The organism is Amycolatopsis sp. NBC_01488 (assembly GCF_036227105.1).
Taxonomy (GTDB): domain Bacteria; phylum Actinomycetota; class Actinomycetes; order Mycobacteriales; family Pseudonocardiaceae; genus Amycolatopsis.
Map to the genome: position 1 here is coordinate 1,120,001 of NZ_CP109434.1, position 13,703 is coordinate 1,133,703.

Consider the following 13,703-nt stretch of genomic DNA (forward strand, 5'->3'; position numbering starts at 1 on the left):
GCGTAGTCCGTCGGCTGGGACTTCGGGTACTGGGAAGTCGCCGGGTCCGCGGGATCCCTGCCCTGCAGGACCGACAGCGTCAGCGCGACGTCGACGACGGTGCGGGCGATCGGCCCGGCCGTGTCCTGCTCGGCGGAGATCGGCACCACTCCGGTGCGGCTGACCAGGCCGAGGCTGGGCTTGTGGCCGACTGTCGCGGTCATCCCCGCGGGGCACACGATCGAGCCGTCGGTCTCGGACCCGATCGCGACCTGGGCCAGCGACGCGGCGACGCCGGCCGCAGACCCGGCGGACGACCCGCACGGGTTGTGGTCCAGCACGTACGGGTTGTTCGTCTGCCCGCCGACGCCCGACCAGCCGGACGTCGGCTTCGCGGCGCGGAAGTTCGCCCATTCGGAGAGGTTCGCCTTGCCGAGGATGACCGCGCCCGCGTCACGCAGCCGGGTGATCAACGTGGCGTCCTTCGCGGGGTAGCTGTGCAGGGCCCGCGACCCCGCCGTCGTCCACTGGTCGCGGGTGTCGACGTTGTCCTTGACCAGCACCGGGATGCCGTCGAGCGGGCCGCGCAGGTGGTGCGCGCGCCGCCGGGCGTCACTCTCCGAAGCCTGTCCGAGCGCAGCGGGGTTGAGCGCCAGAACGGCGTTGACCTTGCCGTCGATCCGGTGGATCCGGTCGAGGTACGCGCCGGTCAGGCCCACGGCGGTGAGCCGGCCGGACGCCATCCGGGCCTGCAGCGCCGGGATGTCCGCCGAGTCGAGGTCGAACTTCGAAGACGACGCGGAAGCCGCGGGAGCGGCCGGGACGAGCAGGAGTGCGGCGGCCAGGATCGCGAGGAACACCGGCCGCCGCCCCATCAGAGCACCGGGAGCAGCGTTCGGAGTTCGTACGGGGTGACCGCGCTGCGGTAGTTGTCCCACTCGACGCGTTTGTTCCGGAGGAAGAAGTCGTAGACGTGCTCGCCGAGCGCTTCCGGCAGGAGCTCGGACTTCTCCATCTCGGCCAGTGCCTCTCCCAGGTTCTGGGGTAGCTGGGCGTACCCGGCGGCGCGCCGCTCGGAGTCGCTCAGCTGCCAGATGTTGTCCTCGGCGGGTGGCGGCAGCTCGTAGCCCTTTTCGATCCCCTTGAGCCCGGCGGCCAGGATGACCGAGTACGCCAGGTACGGGTTGCACGCCGAGTCCAGGGTACGGATCTCCACCCGACGGGATGACGCCTTTCCGGGTGAATACATCGGGACGCGGACGAGCGCGGAGCGGTTCGCCCGGCCCCACGAGACCGTCGTCGGCGCTTCACTGCCGCTGATCAGGCGTTTGTACGAGTTCACCCACTGGTTCGTGACCGCGGAGATCTCCTTGGCGTGGTGCAGCAGGCCCGCGACGAACGCCTTGCCGGTCTCCGACAGCTCGTGCGGGTCCTCGGCGTCGTAGAAGGCGTTGCGATCGCCTTCGAACAGGCTGATGTGGGTGTGCATGCCCGAGCCGGGCTGGTTCGTGAACGGCTTCGGCATGAACGTCGCGCGCACGCCCTGGGTCAGCGCGACCTCCTTGACGACGTAGCGGAACGTCATCACGTTGTCGGCCATCGTCAGCGCATCGGCGTAGCGGAGGTCGATCTCCTGCTGGCCCGGTGCCCCTTCGTGGTGGCTGAACTCGACCGAGATGCCCATCGCCTCGAGGGTCTCGATGGCGTGCCGGCGGAAGTGCGTCGCCGTGGCGTGGCTGGCCTGGTCGAAGTAGCCGCCGTTGTCGGCGGGCTCCGGCTCGCTGCCGTCGTCCGGCAGAGTCGAGAGCAGGAAGAATTCGATCTCCGGGTGGACGTAGCAGGTGAAGCCCGCTTCGCCCGCCTTCGACAGCTGGCGCCGCAGGACGTGCCGCGGATCGGCCCACGACGGCGAGCCGTCCGGCATCGCGATGTCGCAGAACATCCGGGCCGAATAGGGGCCGCCGTCGGGGGTTTCCCAGGGCAGGACCTGGAACGTCGAGGGGTCCGGCTTGGCGACCATGTCCGATTCGTAGACCCGCGCGAAGCCCTCGATGGCCGAGCCGTCGAAGCCGATCCCCTCGGTGAACGCGCCCTCGAGCTCGGCGGGCGCGACCGCGACCGACTTGAGGAACCCCAGCACATCGGTGAACCAGAGACGGACGAAACGGATGTCGCGCTCCTCGAGCGTGCGGAGCACGAATTCCTGCTGGCGATCCATGGCCGCACCCTAACGACAGCGTGTTAACGGGATGTTTCACGACGCGCCGAGGGTGACCCAGTCAATTCGGGCGAGTCACGTCGCGAGCACCGGAACGGGCTTCTTCGCCCGCGTGATGGCCAGGGACGCGGCCGACGCGAGCACCGCCAGGACCGCGGCCGAGTACCAGGCCAGGTCGTAGTTCCCCAGCTGGTCGCGGACCAGGCCGGCGGCCGACGCGGCGAACGCGGCGCCCAGCTGGTGGCAGGCGAAGACCCAGCCGAACACGATCGGGCCCGCCTCTCCGAACGCGCGGACACACAGCGCGACCGTCGGCGGGACCGTGGCCACCCAGTCGAGGCCGTAGAACAGGATGAACGCCCACATGCTCGGCTGGACCGAGTTCGTGAACAGCTGTGGCAGCAGCGCCAGCGAGAGGCCACGCAGCGCGTAGTACACGCCGAGCAGGATCCGCGGGTCGACGCGGTCGGTGAGCCAGCCGGAGAAGATCGTGCCGACGACGTCGAAGACGCCGACCAGGGCAAGCAGGCCCGCCGCGGTCGTCTGCGGCATGCCGTGGTCGTGCGCGGCCGGGACGAAATGGGTGCCGACCAGGCCGTTCGTCGTCGCGCCGCAGATCGCGAAGCCGACCGCGAGCAGCCAGAACGTCCGGGTCCGGGCCGCCGTCCCCAGTACCGAAAGCGCGCGGCGGGCCGAGCCGGTCCGGGCCGCCGGGCGCGCGACCTCCGTGTCGGCGGGTGCGCCGTAGGCCGTGGCGCCGACGTCGGCGGGGTGGTCGCGGATGACCAGCAGGACGACCGGGACGACAGCCAGCGCCGCGATCGCGATCACCAGCGACGCCGTCCGCCAGCCGGAGGTCACCGCGAGGTTCGCGATGAGCGGCAGGAAGATCAGCTGGCCGGTGGCGCCCGCGGCGGTCAGGACGCCGGTGACGACGCCGCGGCTGCGCACGAACCAGCGGGTCGCGACGGTCGCGGCGAAGCTCATCGCCATCGAGCCGGTGCCCGCGCCGATCAGCACGCCCCAGCACAGGACCAGCTGCCAGCTCGCGCTCATGAAGACCGTGCCGGCCGCGCCGAGGGCGATGACGAACAACGCCGTCGCCGAGACGCGACGGATGCCGAACCGCTCCATCAGCGCGGCGGCGAAGGGCGCGAAGAGGCCGTAGAGCACGAGGTTGACCGACACGGCCGAGCTGATCGTGGCCGTGGACCAGCCGAACTCCTCGTGCAGCGGGTCGATCAGGACGCCGGGGGCGGACCGGAAGCCGGCGGAGGCGAGCAGCGCGACGAACGCGGCACCGGCGATCAGCCAGGCGCGGTGCAGCTTCGGGGCGGGGAGGGTCTCGACAGTCACCCCAGCAGTCTCACCGCGCGCGCGACGCCTCGAAAGTGGCCTGAAGGACATCATCCGCAAGGATCGGGCCACGCCTGGGCGCTCAGTAGGCTCAGGGGATGTCCCGCTTCGCCCTTCTGCTCGTGCTCCTGCTGACGGCCGGCTGCACCGGGTCGCCGGACACGCGCGGGCCGTTCCCGGCGGGTGCCGAGCTGGTCCGCGACGCGGCGACGTCGTTCGCCTCCGTGCGGAGCGTCCACTTCGCGGCCGGCGTCAACGGCGTGCTGCCGGGCTTCCCGCTGCGGCTCATCGAGGGCGACGCGACCCTCGACGACGGCGGGGCCGCGACCGGCACGGCCGACGTCCAGGACGACGGCGCCGACGGCGGGCACACCAAGTTCCGCTTCACCGTCCGGGACGGCGAAATCACCACCGACCCCGACGTCGCGCGCGGCCGGATCCCGTCGATGTACGACGTCGGCACGTTCCTCGGCCCGTCCGCCGGGCTGAAGCGGCTCCTCGACGGCGTCACCGACGCGAAGACCGAGGGCAAGGAGAACGTCGACGGCGCCGCGGCCCTGCGCGTCGGCGGCCAGGTGCCGGAAGCCGTCGCGCACAGCGTGCTGCCGCAGGTCACCGCCGACATCACGGTCAAGGTGTGGGTCTCGGCGGACGGGCCACGGCGGTTCGCCCGGCTCTGGGTGCAGGTCCCGTCGGCGGGCGACCACCTCAGCCCGGTGATGTTCGAGCTGTCGCTGACCAGGCAGAACGAGCCCGTGGACGTCGGCTAGCAGCGGGTGCCGTCGGCGGGCAGCGTCCCGTCGACGAGGTACGCGATCCCGGCGCGGTCGACGCAGGCGTTCCCCTGCAGGAACACCGTGTGCTGCACGCCCTCGTACGTCAGCAGGGCGCCGCCGAGGTCCTTCGCGAGGTCCATGCCCTGCCGGTACGGCGTCGCGGGGTCGTGTGTCGTCGAGACGACCAGCGGTTTCGGCAGTCCTGCGGGGTGCGGCGCGTGCTCGGTGGACGTCGGCGGGACCGGCCAGGTCGAGCAGATGTCCAGCTCGCTCGTGTCGGGCGTGCCGCCGGCCAGGAAGGGCGCGCCCGCCAGCATCCGCTCGTGGGCGCCGTCGATCGTCGCGCGGTCGGTGAGGCGCGTGTGGTCGACGCAGCGGACGGCGAAGTACGCGTCGATCGCGCCGCTGTAGTGGCCGTCGCGGTCGCGCTCGTAGTAGTCGTCGGCGAACGCCAGCAGGGTCCGACCGTTGCCTTCGGCGAGCTGCGCGAGGGCGCCGTTCAGCGCGGTCCAGTCGCCGCGGGAGTACAGGCCGCCGAACGTGCCGGTGACGGCGTCCTCGAACGACAGGTGACGGTTCCCGGCCGGGGCGGGCTTGGTGATCAGCGGACGCGCGAGGCTTTGGAAGGCATCGGTCGTGCGGGCCGGGTCGCGGCCGAGGGCGCAGTCGCGGCGAGCGGTGCACCACCGGCCGAACTCGTTCAGCGCGTCCTGGAAGCCCGCGGCCTGCGTGACCAGCGAGTCCACCAGGCTCTGGGCGGGGTCGATGGCGCCGTCGAGCAGCAGCGCGCGGACCTTGTCCGGGTACGCCTCGGCGTAGGCCGCGCCGATCTGCGTCCCGTACGAGTAGCCGAGGTAGGTCAGCTTCTCGTCGCCGAGCGCGGCGCGAAGGACGTCGAGGTCGCGTACGACCTCTCGGGTGCCGACGTTCGCAAGGAGCGTCTTGCCGTACTTCGTCGCTTCGGCGCACTTCGCGCCGTACGCAGTCGTCTCGGCGAGCTGTTTTTTCACCCCATCAGGCGACATGTCGCTTTCGACGTCGGACGCGCGGTCGGCGTCCTGCTCGGCGTCGGTGCGGCAGGTGATCCGCGGCTCGCTCGTGCCGACGCCGCGTGGGTCGAAGCCCACCAGGTCGAAGCGGTCGAGCAGCGGCGCGGCGGCGGGTGTCTTGGCCAGCGACGCCGCCGCGGCCGTCCCCCAGCCGCCGGGCCCGCCCGGGTCGACGACGAGGGAGCCGATCCGCGACTTCGCAGCCTTGTACCGCAGCAGGCCGACGGTGATCGCCGGTCCGTCCGGAGCGGCGTAGTCCAGCGGCACGCTCAGGTGCGCGCAGTCCAGTGCTTCGCCGCACGGGCTCCACGCGAGCTGCTGGTGGGTGAACTCCCCCAGGTCGGGCGGACGCGCAGGCGGCGGAGCGCTCGTGCACGCCGCCAGCAGCACCGCCAGGGCGACGGCGCCTACTGCCCGGAGCACCGCTTGCCGTCCGGGGGCAGCGTGCCGTCGACGAGGTAGTCCGTCCCCGCTTCGTCCACGCACTTCACGCCCTGCAGGAACACCGTGTGCTGCGTGCCCTCGAAGGTGAGCAGCGCGCCCTTCAGGCCCTTCGCGAGGTTGACGCCCGCCTGGTACGGCGTCGCCGGGTCGTTGGTCGTCGAGATGACCAGCGTCTTCGCCAGGCCCTGGACGTTCGGGACGTGCGGCTCGGAGGTGTTCGGCACCGGCCAGAACGCGCACGCGTCGCGGGCCGCGCTCGCCGGGCGGCCGTCGTCGAGGAACGGCGCCACCTGCACGTACTCCTCCTGCGCCTTGAGGATGACCTGCGGGTCCGTGACGCGCGGGTCGTCGACGCAGCGGATCGCGGTGAAGGCGTCCTGCGTGGTGCCGTACCTGCCGTCGGTGTCGCGCTCGTTGTAGATGTCGGCCAGCTTCTCCAGCGTCGCGCCCCGCTGCTGCCGCAGCTCGTTCAAGCCCGAGTTCAGCGTGTCCCAGAGGCTCTCCTGGTAGAGCGCCTGGATGACGCCGGTGGTGGCGTCCTCGTAGGAGAGCTTGCGGCCGTCGCCGACCGGCACCGGGAAGTCGATCAGCGGGCGGACGAGGTCCTGGAACGCCTTGACCGCGGCGTTCGCGTCCTGCCCGAGCGCGCAGTCCTGCTGGGCGGTGCACCACTTCGCGAACTGCGTGAACGCCGTCCCGAAGCCCTGGCCCTGCGCGACCAGCGACTCGACCGCGTCCTGCTCCGGGTCGACCGCGCCGTCGAGGATCATGGCGCGGACGTTCTTCGGGAACGCCTCGGCGTAGGTGGACCCGATCCGGGTGCCGTAGGAGTAGCCCAGATAGGTGAGCTTTTCGTCGCCGAGGACCGAGCGGAGGACGTCGAGGTCCTTCACGACGTCCCGGGTGCCGACGTTGGCCAGCATCCCGGTGCCGTCCTGGGTGCGCTGGGCGCACTTCGCGGCGAAGTCCTTCTCCTGCGACTCCTGCTTGAGCACGCCCGCCGGCGAGCCGTCGGTCTCGCTGTCGTCGGCGCGGTCGGCGTCGCGCTCGGAGTCGGTCAGGCAGTGGATGGCCGGCTGGCTGGCGCCGATCCCCCGCGGATCGAAGCCGACCAGGTCGAAGCGCTTGCCGAGGTCGGTGCTCGCCGTCGGCTTGATCAGCCCGGCGGCCGCGACCATGCCCGACGCGCCCGGGCCGCCGGGGTTGACCACCAGCGACCCGATCCGGGCACTTTCGTCGGTCGCCTTGTGGCGGAGCAGGCCCAGCGTGATCGTGTCGCCGGCCGGCTTGGCGTAGTCCAGCGGCACGGTCAGCCGGGCGCACTGGACGTCCTTCGCCTGGAACGCCGACCGCGCGTCTTCCGACGTCGCGTAAGGTGCGCAGTCGGCCCAGCTCAGGCTCTGGCCGTAGAACCGCTCCAGCCCGGCGGGCACCGGCCCGGACGGCGGGTGCGACTCGGTCGTCGGCGCGGGCGGCGCGGGCTTGCCGGTGGACGTGCAGGCGGTCAGCGAGGCCGCGAACAGCACGGATGTCGCAATTGCGGTGATCCGGCGACGTCGGGACCTGGCGCTGGGATGAGGGAACACGGTTGGATCGTCCCATCCGGCCGCGGAACTCGAACGCACCACCGCCACGTTGGGTGGGGCAGGCCGGTCGAGCGAGAGAGAACGGGAGACCAGGGGTGGCAGCACTGATCAGCCGGGTGGGCAAGAAGCTCCGCCGGATCATCCAACGGCCGGGCAGCGTCGAGCTGACCCGCTACGAAGCCCTGCTGCCCGCAGTCGAGAAGCTCGAACCCGAGCTCGAGAAGCTCTCCGACGAGGGGCTGACCGAGCGGGCGGGCAAGCTCCGCGAGACGCTGGAGCACACCGCGTTCGGCGACGACCAGCTGGTCGAGGTGTGCGCGCTCGGCCGCGAGGCCGCCCGCCGCGCGCTCGGCGAGCGCGCGTTCGACGTCCAGATCCTCGGCACGATGGGCCTGCTCACCAAGCACGTCGTGCAGATGGAGACCGGTGAGGGCAAGACGCTCGCCGGTGCGCTGGCCGCGGCCGGCTACGCCATCCGCGGGAAGCGCGTGCACGTCGTCACGGTCAACGACTACCTGGCCCGGCGCGACGCGGAGTGGATGGGCCCGGTCTACGCCCTCCTCGGCGTGTCGGTCGGCTGGGTCGAGCCCGCGCACTCCCGCGAAGAGCGTCGCGAGGCTTACGCCAAGGACGTCACGTACGGCGCCGTCGCCGAGATCGGCTTCGACGTGCTGCGCGACCGGCTGGTGACTTCCGTCGACGACCTCGTCCAGCCCGACCCCGAGGTCGCGATCGTCGACGAGGCGGACTCGGTGCTCGTCGACGAGGCCCGCGTCCCGCTGGTGATGGCCGGCTCGATCGACCACACCGACGCCGACGAAGAGGTCGCGAAGGTCGTCCGGCGGCTGCGGCTCAACCTGCACTACGAGACCGACAGCGAAGGCCGCAACGCCTGGCTGACCGACGCCGGCGCGTCCGTCGTCGCCAAATCGCTCGGCCTGGACGTCGACGACCTCTACGGCGAGACGGCGTCCGACCGGCTCCCCGCGGTGAACGTCGCGCTGCACGCGCACGCCCTGCTCACCCGAGACGTCGACTACCTCGTCCGCGACGGCAAGGTCCAGCTCATCAACGCCGCGCGCGGCCGCGTCGCCGAGCTGCAGCGCTGGCCGGACGGCCTCCAGGCGGCCGTCGAGGCGAAGGAGCAGGTCAGCGCGACCGACCGCGGCGAGATCCTGGACTCGATCACCGTCCAGGCGCTGCTCGCGCGCTACCCCGAGGTCGCCGGCATGACCGGCACCGCGGTCGCCGTCGCCGAGCAGCTGCGGGAGTTCTACGAGCTCGAGGTCGCGGTCATCCCGCCGAACACGCCGAACATCCGCGAAGACCTCCCGGACCGGATCTTCGCCTCGCCGTCGCAGAAGCTGCGGGCGATCGAGGAGGAGATCCGCACGGTCCACGAGACCGGGCGGCCGATCCTCGTCGGCACCCAGGACGTCGCCGAGTCCGAGGAGCTGGCCGAAAAGCTGGCGAAGGTCGACCTCGAGTGCGTCGTGCTCAACGCGCGCAACGACGCCGAAGAGGCCGCGATCATCGCCGAGGCCGGCAAGAAGGGCGCGGTCACCGTGTCCACGCAGATGGCCGGCCGCGGCACCGACATCCGGCTGGGCGGCACCGACGGCGCGACCCGCGACGAGGTCGTCGAGCTGGGCGGGCTGCACGTCATCGGCACCGCGCGGTACCCGTCGAGCCGCCTGGACGGCCAGCTGCGCGGCCGCTCCGGCCGGCAGGGCGACCCGGGCAGCGCGATCTTCTTCGCGAGCCTGAACGACGAGCTGGTGCTGTCGAACGCGCCGGACGTGCCCGAGGGCATCACCGACGACGAAGAGACCGGCGAGATCACCGACCCGGCGGCGCTGCGGCAGCTCAACCACGCCCAGCGCGTCGCCGAGGGTGTCGACCTGGAGATCCACCGCAACACCTGGCGCTACACGCGGCTGATCGAGCGGCAGCGGCGTGACCTGCTGGTGCACCGCGACAAGGTGCTTCGCACCGCGTACGCGGCGGAGCAGCTGGAGAAGGCCAACCCGGAGAAGTTCGCCGAGCTGAAGGAGAAGCTCGACGACCAGGACAAGCTGGAGCACATGTGCCGCGAGGTGCTGCTGTTCCACGTCGACCAGCTGTGGTCGGACCACCTGGCGTACCTGACCGACGTCCGCGAGAGCATCCACCTGCGCGCGCTGGCGCGCGAGACGCCGCTGGACGAGTTCCACCGCGCGGCGATCCCGGAGTTCCACAAGATCATCGCCGAGGCGGATTCGCGCGCGGCGAAGACGCTGGAAGAGGCCGAGCTGACGGACGAGGGCATCGACCTCGGCGAGGCGGGCGTCCGGCGGGCGAACACGACGTGGACCTACCTGGTGCACGACAACCCGTTCGACTCGGACTTCGAGCAGACCATCAAGAAGGTCCGGAGCATGATCAAGCGGAAGTAGGCTTTCGCGTTCGGAGGCCCCCGTCCGGTTCGCCGGGCGGGGGCCGTTCGATTTCGCCCACATTCGCTCGGCTGGGCAGGTGGCCGTGGGACAGAATGGCGGTATGCCGCAACTGCGCATCGCGCTCGCCCAGGTCAACCCCACCGTCGGTGATCTCGACGGCAACGCCGACCTGCACGTCGCCTGGACCCGCCGGGCCGCCGAAGCCGGCGCCCACGTCGTGGTCTTCCCCGAGATGTCCCTGACCGGTTATCCCGTCGAGGACCTGGCGCTGCGCAAGACCTTCGCCGCCGCTTCCCGGCAGGGTGCCGAGTCGCTGGCGCGCCGCCTCGACGAGGCCGGCTGCGGCGAAGTGCTGACCTACGTCGGCTACCTCGACCTCGACGACGTCGGCCCGCGCGACGCGGCCGCGGCGCTGTACCGCGGCGAGGTCGTCGCGCGGCAGTTCAAGCACCACCTCCCGAACTACGGCGTCTTCGACGAGCACCGCTGGTTCAAGCCGGGCACCGAGCTCGACGTCGTCCGGTTCCACGGGCTCGACATCGGCATGGTCGTCTGCGAGGACATCTGGCAGGACGGCGGCCCGATCTCGGCGCTGGGCCGCGCCGGCGTCGACCTCGTCGTGGCGCCGAACGCGTCGCCGTACGAACGCTCGAAGGACGAGCAGCGGCTGCCGCTCATCGCGCGCCGCGCCGCCGAAGCCGGCGCGCCGCTGGTCTACACCAACCAGATCGGCGGCCAGGACGACCTCGTGTTCGACGGCGACTCGCTGGTCGTCGGCGCGGACGGCACGCTGCTGGCGCGGGCGCCGCAGTTCGTCGAGCACCTGCTCGTGCTGGACATGGACCTGCCGAAGACCGAGTACGCGGGCGACGGTTCGTACGAAGGCCTGGACGTCCGGCGCCGCGTGCTCAGCGAGGAGCCGGTGCCCGCGTACGAGCCGACCGCCGAGCCGGTGATCAGCGAACCGCTGTCGGACGAGGCCGAGGTGTGGCACGCGCTGGTCGTCGGGCTGCGGGACTACGTGCACAAGAACGGGTTCTCGTCGGTGATCTTCGGGTTCTCCGGCGGCATCGACTCGGCGGTCTGCGCGGCGCTGGCCGCCGACGCGCTGGGCGGCGACAACGTCTACGGCGTCTCGATGCCGTCGAAGTACTCGTCGGGCCACTCGAAGGACGACGCGGCCGACCTCGCGCGGCGGATCGGGGCGCACTACCGCGTCGAGCCGGTCGAGGACATGGTGCGGGTGTACGTCGAGCAGCTTCGGTTGACCGGGCTGGCCGAGGAGAACATCCAGGCGCGGACGCGGGGCATGCTCCTCATGGCACTGTCCAATCTGGACGGTCATCTGGTGCTGGCCACGGGCAACAAGACCGAGCTGGCCGTCGGGTACTCGACGATCTACGGGGACGCGGTCGGCGCGTTCGCCCCGATCAAGGACGTCTTCAAGACGCACGTCTGGCAGCTCGCCCGGTGGCGCAACGCCGAAGCGGCGAAGCGCGGCGAGACCCCGCCGATCCCGGAGAACTCGATCACCAAGCCGCCGTCGGCCGAGCTGCGACCCGGCCAGGTCGACACGGACTCGCTGCCGGACTACGCGCTGCTCGACGACATCCTCGACGACTACGTCGAGGGCGACCGCGGGTACGCGGACCTGGTGTCCGCGGGGTTCGAGCCGGAGACGATCGACCGCGTGGTGCGGATGGTCGACAAGGCCGAGTACAAGCGGCGCCAGTACCCACCGGGCACGAAGATCACGTTCAAGGCGTTCGGCCGTGACCGGCGGCTGCCGATGACGAACCTGTGGCGCGAGGGCAAGGCCTAGCTCAACGCGACCTGACGGCCTTCGGGGGTTTTGAGGACGGCGGACAGGCCGGCTTCGTTCGCTCGGCGGACCAGGAATTCGAGGCCGAGCGCGTCGGTGGCCCTGCGCACCGACTCCGGGTCCGGATGGGTGCCGGTGACCATGAGCAGGGGGATCTGGGGCAGGCCGCGCGTCGTCGGGTGCGGGGTGATGCCCCAGTCGATGAGGAACGGGCGGAGCGTGCCCGGGGCGCTCGGCGGGGTCAGGCGCCAGCGCAGGACGTCACCCTCGTGCGTCTCGCGGGACATTTCGACGGCGTCGCCGGGGTCGAAGCCGTGGGCTCTCGCTCGGGCGATGGTCGCGTCGAGGTCGGTGGTGCGGACGGCCCAGGCGACGAGCGCGGGCTCGGTCAGGTCGTCGATGCTGAAGGGCCGCGGGCTTCCGGGGTCCGGTTGCGCCGGGTCCGGGCCGATGACCTCCAGGTACATGCCGGCGCCGAGGTCGGCGAGGTGGTTGGCGGTGCCGAGGCCGAGGTGGCTCCCGCCGGGCGCGGGCGTGACGCCGGTGAGCGCGGTGACGCGGGCGACGGCCTCGGCGAGGTCCGGGCCGGCGTAGACGAGGTGATCGAGCACGGGCTCATTTTGTCGTACCCCGGCCGTAGGCTCGCAAGATGACGATGGGGTGCACGGTGTTCGACACGGCGATCGGCGCGTGCGGGCTCGCGTGGCGTGACGACGTCGTGGTCGGGGCGTCGCTGCCTTCGGGCGGCGCTGCCGCGATGCGCGCTTACCTGACGCGGCGGTTCCCGGACGCCGTGTTCGGGACGCCTGGGCCGCGGGTGCAGGCCGCGGTGGACGGGATCATGGCGCTGCTGGGTGGCGCGCGGGTGGACTTGGCCGGTGTCGCGCTGGACCTTTCGGGCGTGCCGCCGTTCAACCGGCGCGCGTACGAGATCGCGCGGACGATCCCCCCGGGCAAGACGTTGACCTATGGGGACATCGCGCACCGGCTGGGGCTGCCGGGGTCGGCTCAGGCCGTGGGGCAGGCGATGGGGCAGAACCCGTTTCCGCCGATCGTGCCGTGCCACCGGGTCTTGGCGGCGGGTGGGAAGGACGGCGGGTTTTCGGCTCGGGGCGGGGTCGAGACGAAGCGCCGGATGCTGGTGATCGAAGGCGCGCTGGCGGACGAGCCCACGCTGTTCTGACGCCTGGGGCGGCCCGGGTGCCGGTTCGGTGGTGGGCGAGCAGGCCGCTGGGGCGACACGCGTACCCAGGCGGTCGCTCGCGTACCCAGGCGGTCGCTCGCGTACCCAGGCGGTCGCTCGCGTACCCAGGCGGTCGCTCGCGTACCCAACGGTCGCTCGCGTGCCCAACGGTCGGCTCGCGTGATTGGCGGGTCGACACGGCCCGGCGGGCCTTCAAACCGGGCCGGGACCATGAGTGCGAGTGGGCCGGGGGCGGGTGGCGGGGGTCAGGCGGGTTGGGGTGTCCAGGGCTTGATCCAGCCGTTCTCCGGCCAGCCCTCGGCCGCTGCCATCAGGGGGATCGCCGTGCCGCCGTCGATGTGCTCGCGGATGATGTCCGCGTGGCCCGCGTGGCGGGCCGTCTCCTCGATCAGGTGCAGCAGGACCCAGCGGACCGACCACGCCTCGACGTCCTGCGGGTACCACGGCACGCCCTTCGGCACCGGGACCGGCCGGCCGAGGTCGTCGATGCCCGCGATGACCTCCGCCGTGCGCGCCGCGACCTCGTCGTAGCGCTTCAGCACGCTCTCCAGCGTCTCCTCCGGGCCCAGGCGGTAGCCCGACCGGTAGTCCGCCATCGCCTCGTCGAACGGCTTCTGGGGCCGCTGCAGCAGGATGTCGAGCCAGCCGTCCTCCGTGGACGCCACGTGCTTCACCAGGCCGCCCACCGACAGTGCGCTCTTCGTCGGCGTGAGCCTCGCCTGGTCGTCCGTCAGACCGTGGGCGGCCACCTTCAGCACGTGCCGCTGCTGCTCCAGGAACCGCAGCAGTCCGTCACGCTCGTCGGCCACCGGGGGCACGTTTCCCGCCATT

11 protein-coding genes (1 of these 11 cut by a window edge) are annotated in these 13,703 nt (G+C 71.6%); 4 read left to right on the plus strand and 7 right to left on the minus strand.

Features of this window, described 5'->3' with window-relative positions; translation table 11 throughout:
• The 3 genes from OG738_RS05175 to OG738_RS05185 form a co-directional block, all read right to left on the minus strand.
• Positions 1-854: the 5' portion of an amidase gene (locus tag OG738_RS05175; RefSeq protein ID WP_329051646.1), read on the minus strand. It extends 706 nt beyond the left edge of the window; 854 of the gene's 1,560 nt are visible here — the first part of the coding sequence; its start codon is at positions 852-854; its stop codon lies off the left edge, out of view.
• A complete protein-coding gene (glnA, locus tag OG738_RS05180; RefSeq protein ID WP_329051650.1) occupies positions 854-2,197 on the minus strand; it encodes a type I glutamate--ammonia ligase in 1,344 nt (447 codons plus the stop codon). Before glnA ends, OG738_RS05175 begins: the two co-directional genes overlap by 1 nt.
• A 75-nt stretch (positions 2,198-2,272) precedes the next feature.
• A complete protein-coding gene (locus tag OG738_RS05185) occupies positions 2,273-3,553 on the minus strand; it encodes an MFS transporter (protein WP_329051652.1) in 1,281 nt (426 codons plus the stop codon).
• Positions 3,554-3,651: 98 nt separating this feature from the next.
• On the opposite strand from OG738_RS05185, the gene OG738_RS05190 reads away from it, so the two are divergent.
• Positions 3,652-4,323, plus strand: a complete 672-nt coding sequence (locus OG738_RS05190) for an LppX_LprAFG lipoprotein (protein ID WP_329051653.1) — start codon at positions 3,652-3,654, stop codon at positions 4,321-4,323.
• Here OG738_RS05190 and OG738_RS05195 read toward each other — a convergent pair.
• Both OG738_RS05195 and OG738_RS05200 read right to left on the minus strand, forming a co-directional pair.
• Positions 4,320-5,801, minus strand: a complete 1,482-nt coding sequence (locus tag OG738_RS05195; RefSeq protein ID WP_329051655.1) for an alpha/beta hydrolase — start codon at positions 5,799-5,801, stop codon at positions 4,320-4,322. The two genes, OG738_RS05190 and OG738_RS05195, sit on opposite strands and share 4 nt — an antisense overlap.
• The gene (locus OG738_RS05200; RefSeq protein WP_329051657.1) at positions 5,786-7,348 is read right to left on the minus strand and encodes an alpha/beta hydrolase; all 1,563 of its coding nucleotides are present in this window, start codon (positions 7,346-7,348) and stop codon (positions 5,786-5,788) included. The genes OG738_RS05195 and OG738_RS05200 overlap by 16 nt, the downstream gene beginning before the upstream one ends.
• A gap of 155 nt (positions 7,349-7,503) precedes the next feature.
• On the opposite strand from OG738_RS05200, the gene secA2 reads away from it, so the two are divergent.
• Positions 7,504-9,843: an accessory Sec system translocase SecA2 gene (secA2, locus tag OG738_RS05205; RefSeq protein WP_329051659.1), complete on the plus strand. Its 2,340-nt coding sequence runs from the start codon at positions 7,504-7,506 to the stop codon at positions 9,841-9,843.
• A gap of 103 nt (positions 9,844-9,946) precedes the next feature.
• Entirely contained in the window at positions 9,947-11,668 is a 1,722-nt protein-coding gene (locus OG738_RS05210) for an NAD+ synthase (protein WP_329051660.1), read from the plus strand.
• Here OG738_RS05210 and OG738_RS05215 read toward each other — a convergent pair.
• Positions 11,665-12,279 (minus strand): VOC family protein, encoded by a 615-nt coding sequence (locus OG738_RS05215; RefSeq protein ID WP_329051662.1) that lies wholly within the window; start codon positions 12,277-12,279, stop codon positions 11,665-11,667. The two genes, OG738_RS05210 and OG738_RS05215, sit on opposite strands and share 4 nt — an antisense overlap.
• Before the next feature lie 44 nt (positions 12,280-12,323).
• Here OG738_RS05215 and OG738_RS05220 point away from each other — a divergent pair, with 44 nt between their 5' ends.
• On the plus strand, positions 12,324-12,851 hold the full coding sequence (locus OG738_RS05220) for a methylated-DNA--[protein]-cysteine S-methyltransferase (RefSeq protein ID WP_442875929.1): 528 nt from the start codon (positions 12,324-12,326) through the stop codon (positions 12,849-12,851).
• A gap of 266 nt (positions 12,852-13,117) precedes the next feature.
• On the opposite strand, the gene OG738_RS05225 is transcribed toward OG738_RS05220, so the two are convergent.
• A complete protein-coding gene (locus tag OG738_RS05225) occupies positions 13,118-13,702 on the minus strand; it encodes a DinB family protein (RefSeq protein ID WP_329051665.1) in 585 nt (194 codons plus the stop codon).
• Between the last annotated feature and the right edge of the window lies 1 nt (position 13,703).

Excerpts from the sequence above, each read along its gene's own strand:
- glnA (WP_329051650.1), bottom strand. The coding sequence starts at position 2,197 with ATGGATCGCCAGCAGGAATTCGTGCTCCGCACGCTCGAGGAGCGCGAC.
- OG738_RS05190 (WP_329051653.1), top strand. The coding sequence starts at position 3,652 with ATGTCCCGCTTCGCCCTTCTGCTCGTGCTCCTGCTGACGGCCGGCTGC.
- OG738_RS05210 (WP_329051660.1), top strand. The coding sequence starts at position 9,947 with ATGCCGCAACTGCGCATCGCGCTCGCCCAGGTCAACCCCACCGTCGGT.
- OG738_RS05220 (WP_442875929.1), top strand. The coding sequence starts at position 12,324 with ATGGGGTGCACGGTGTTCGACACGGCGATCGGCGCGTGCGGGCTCGCG.
- OG738_RS05225 (WP_329051665.1), bottom strand. The coding sequence starts at position 13,702 with ATGGCGGGAAACGTGCCCCCGGTGGCCGACGAGCGTGACGGACTGCTG.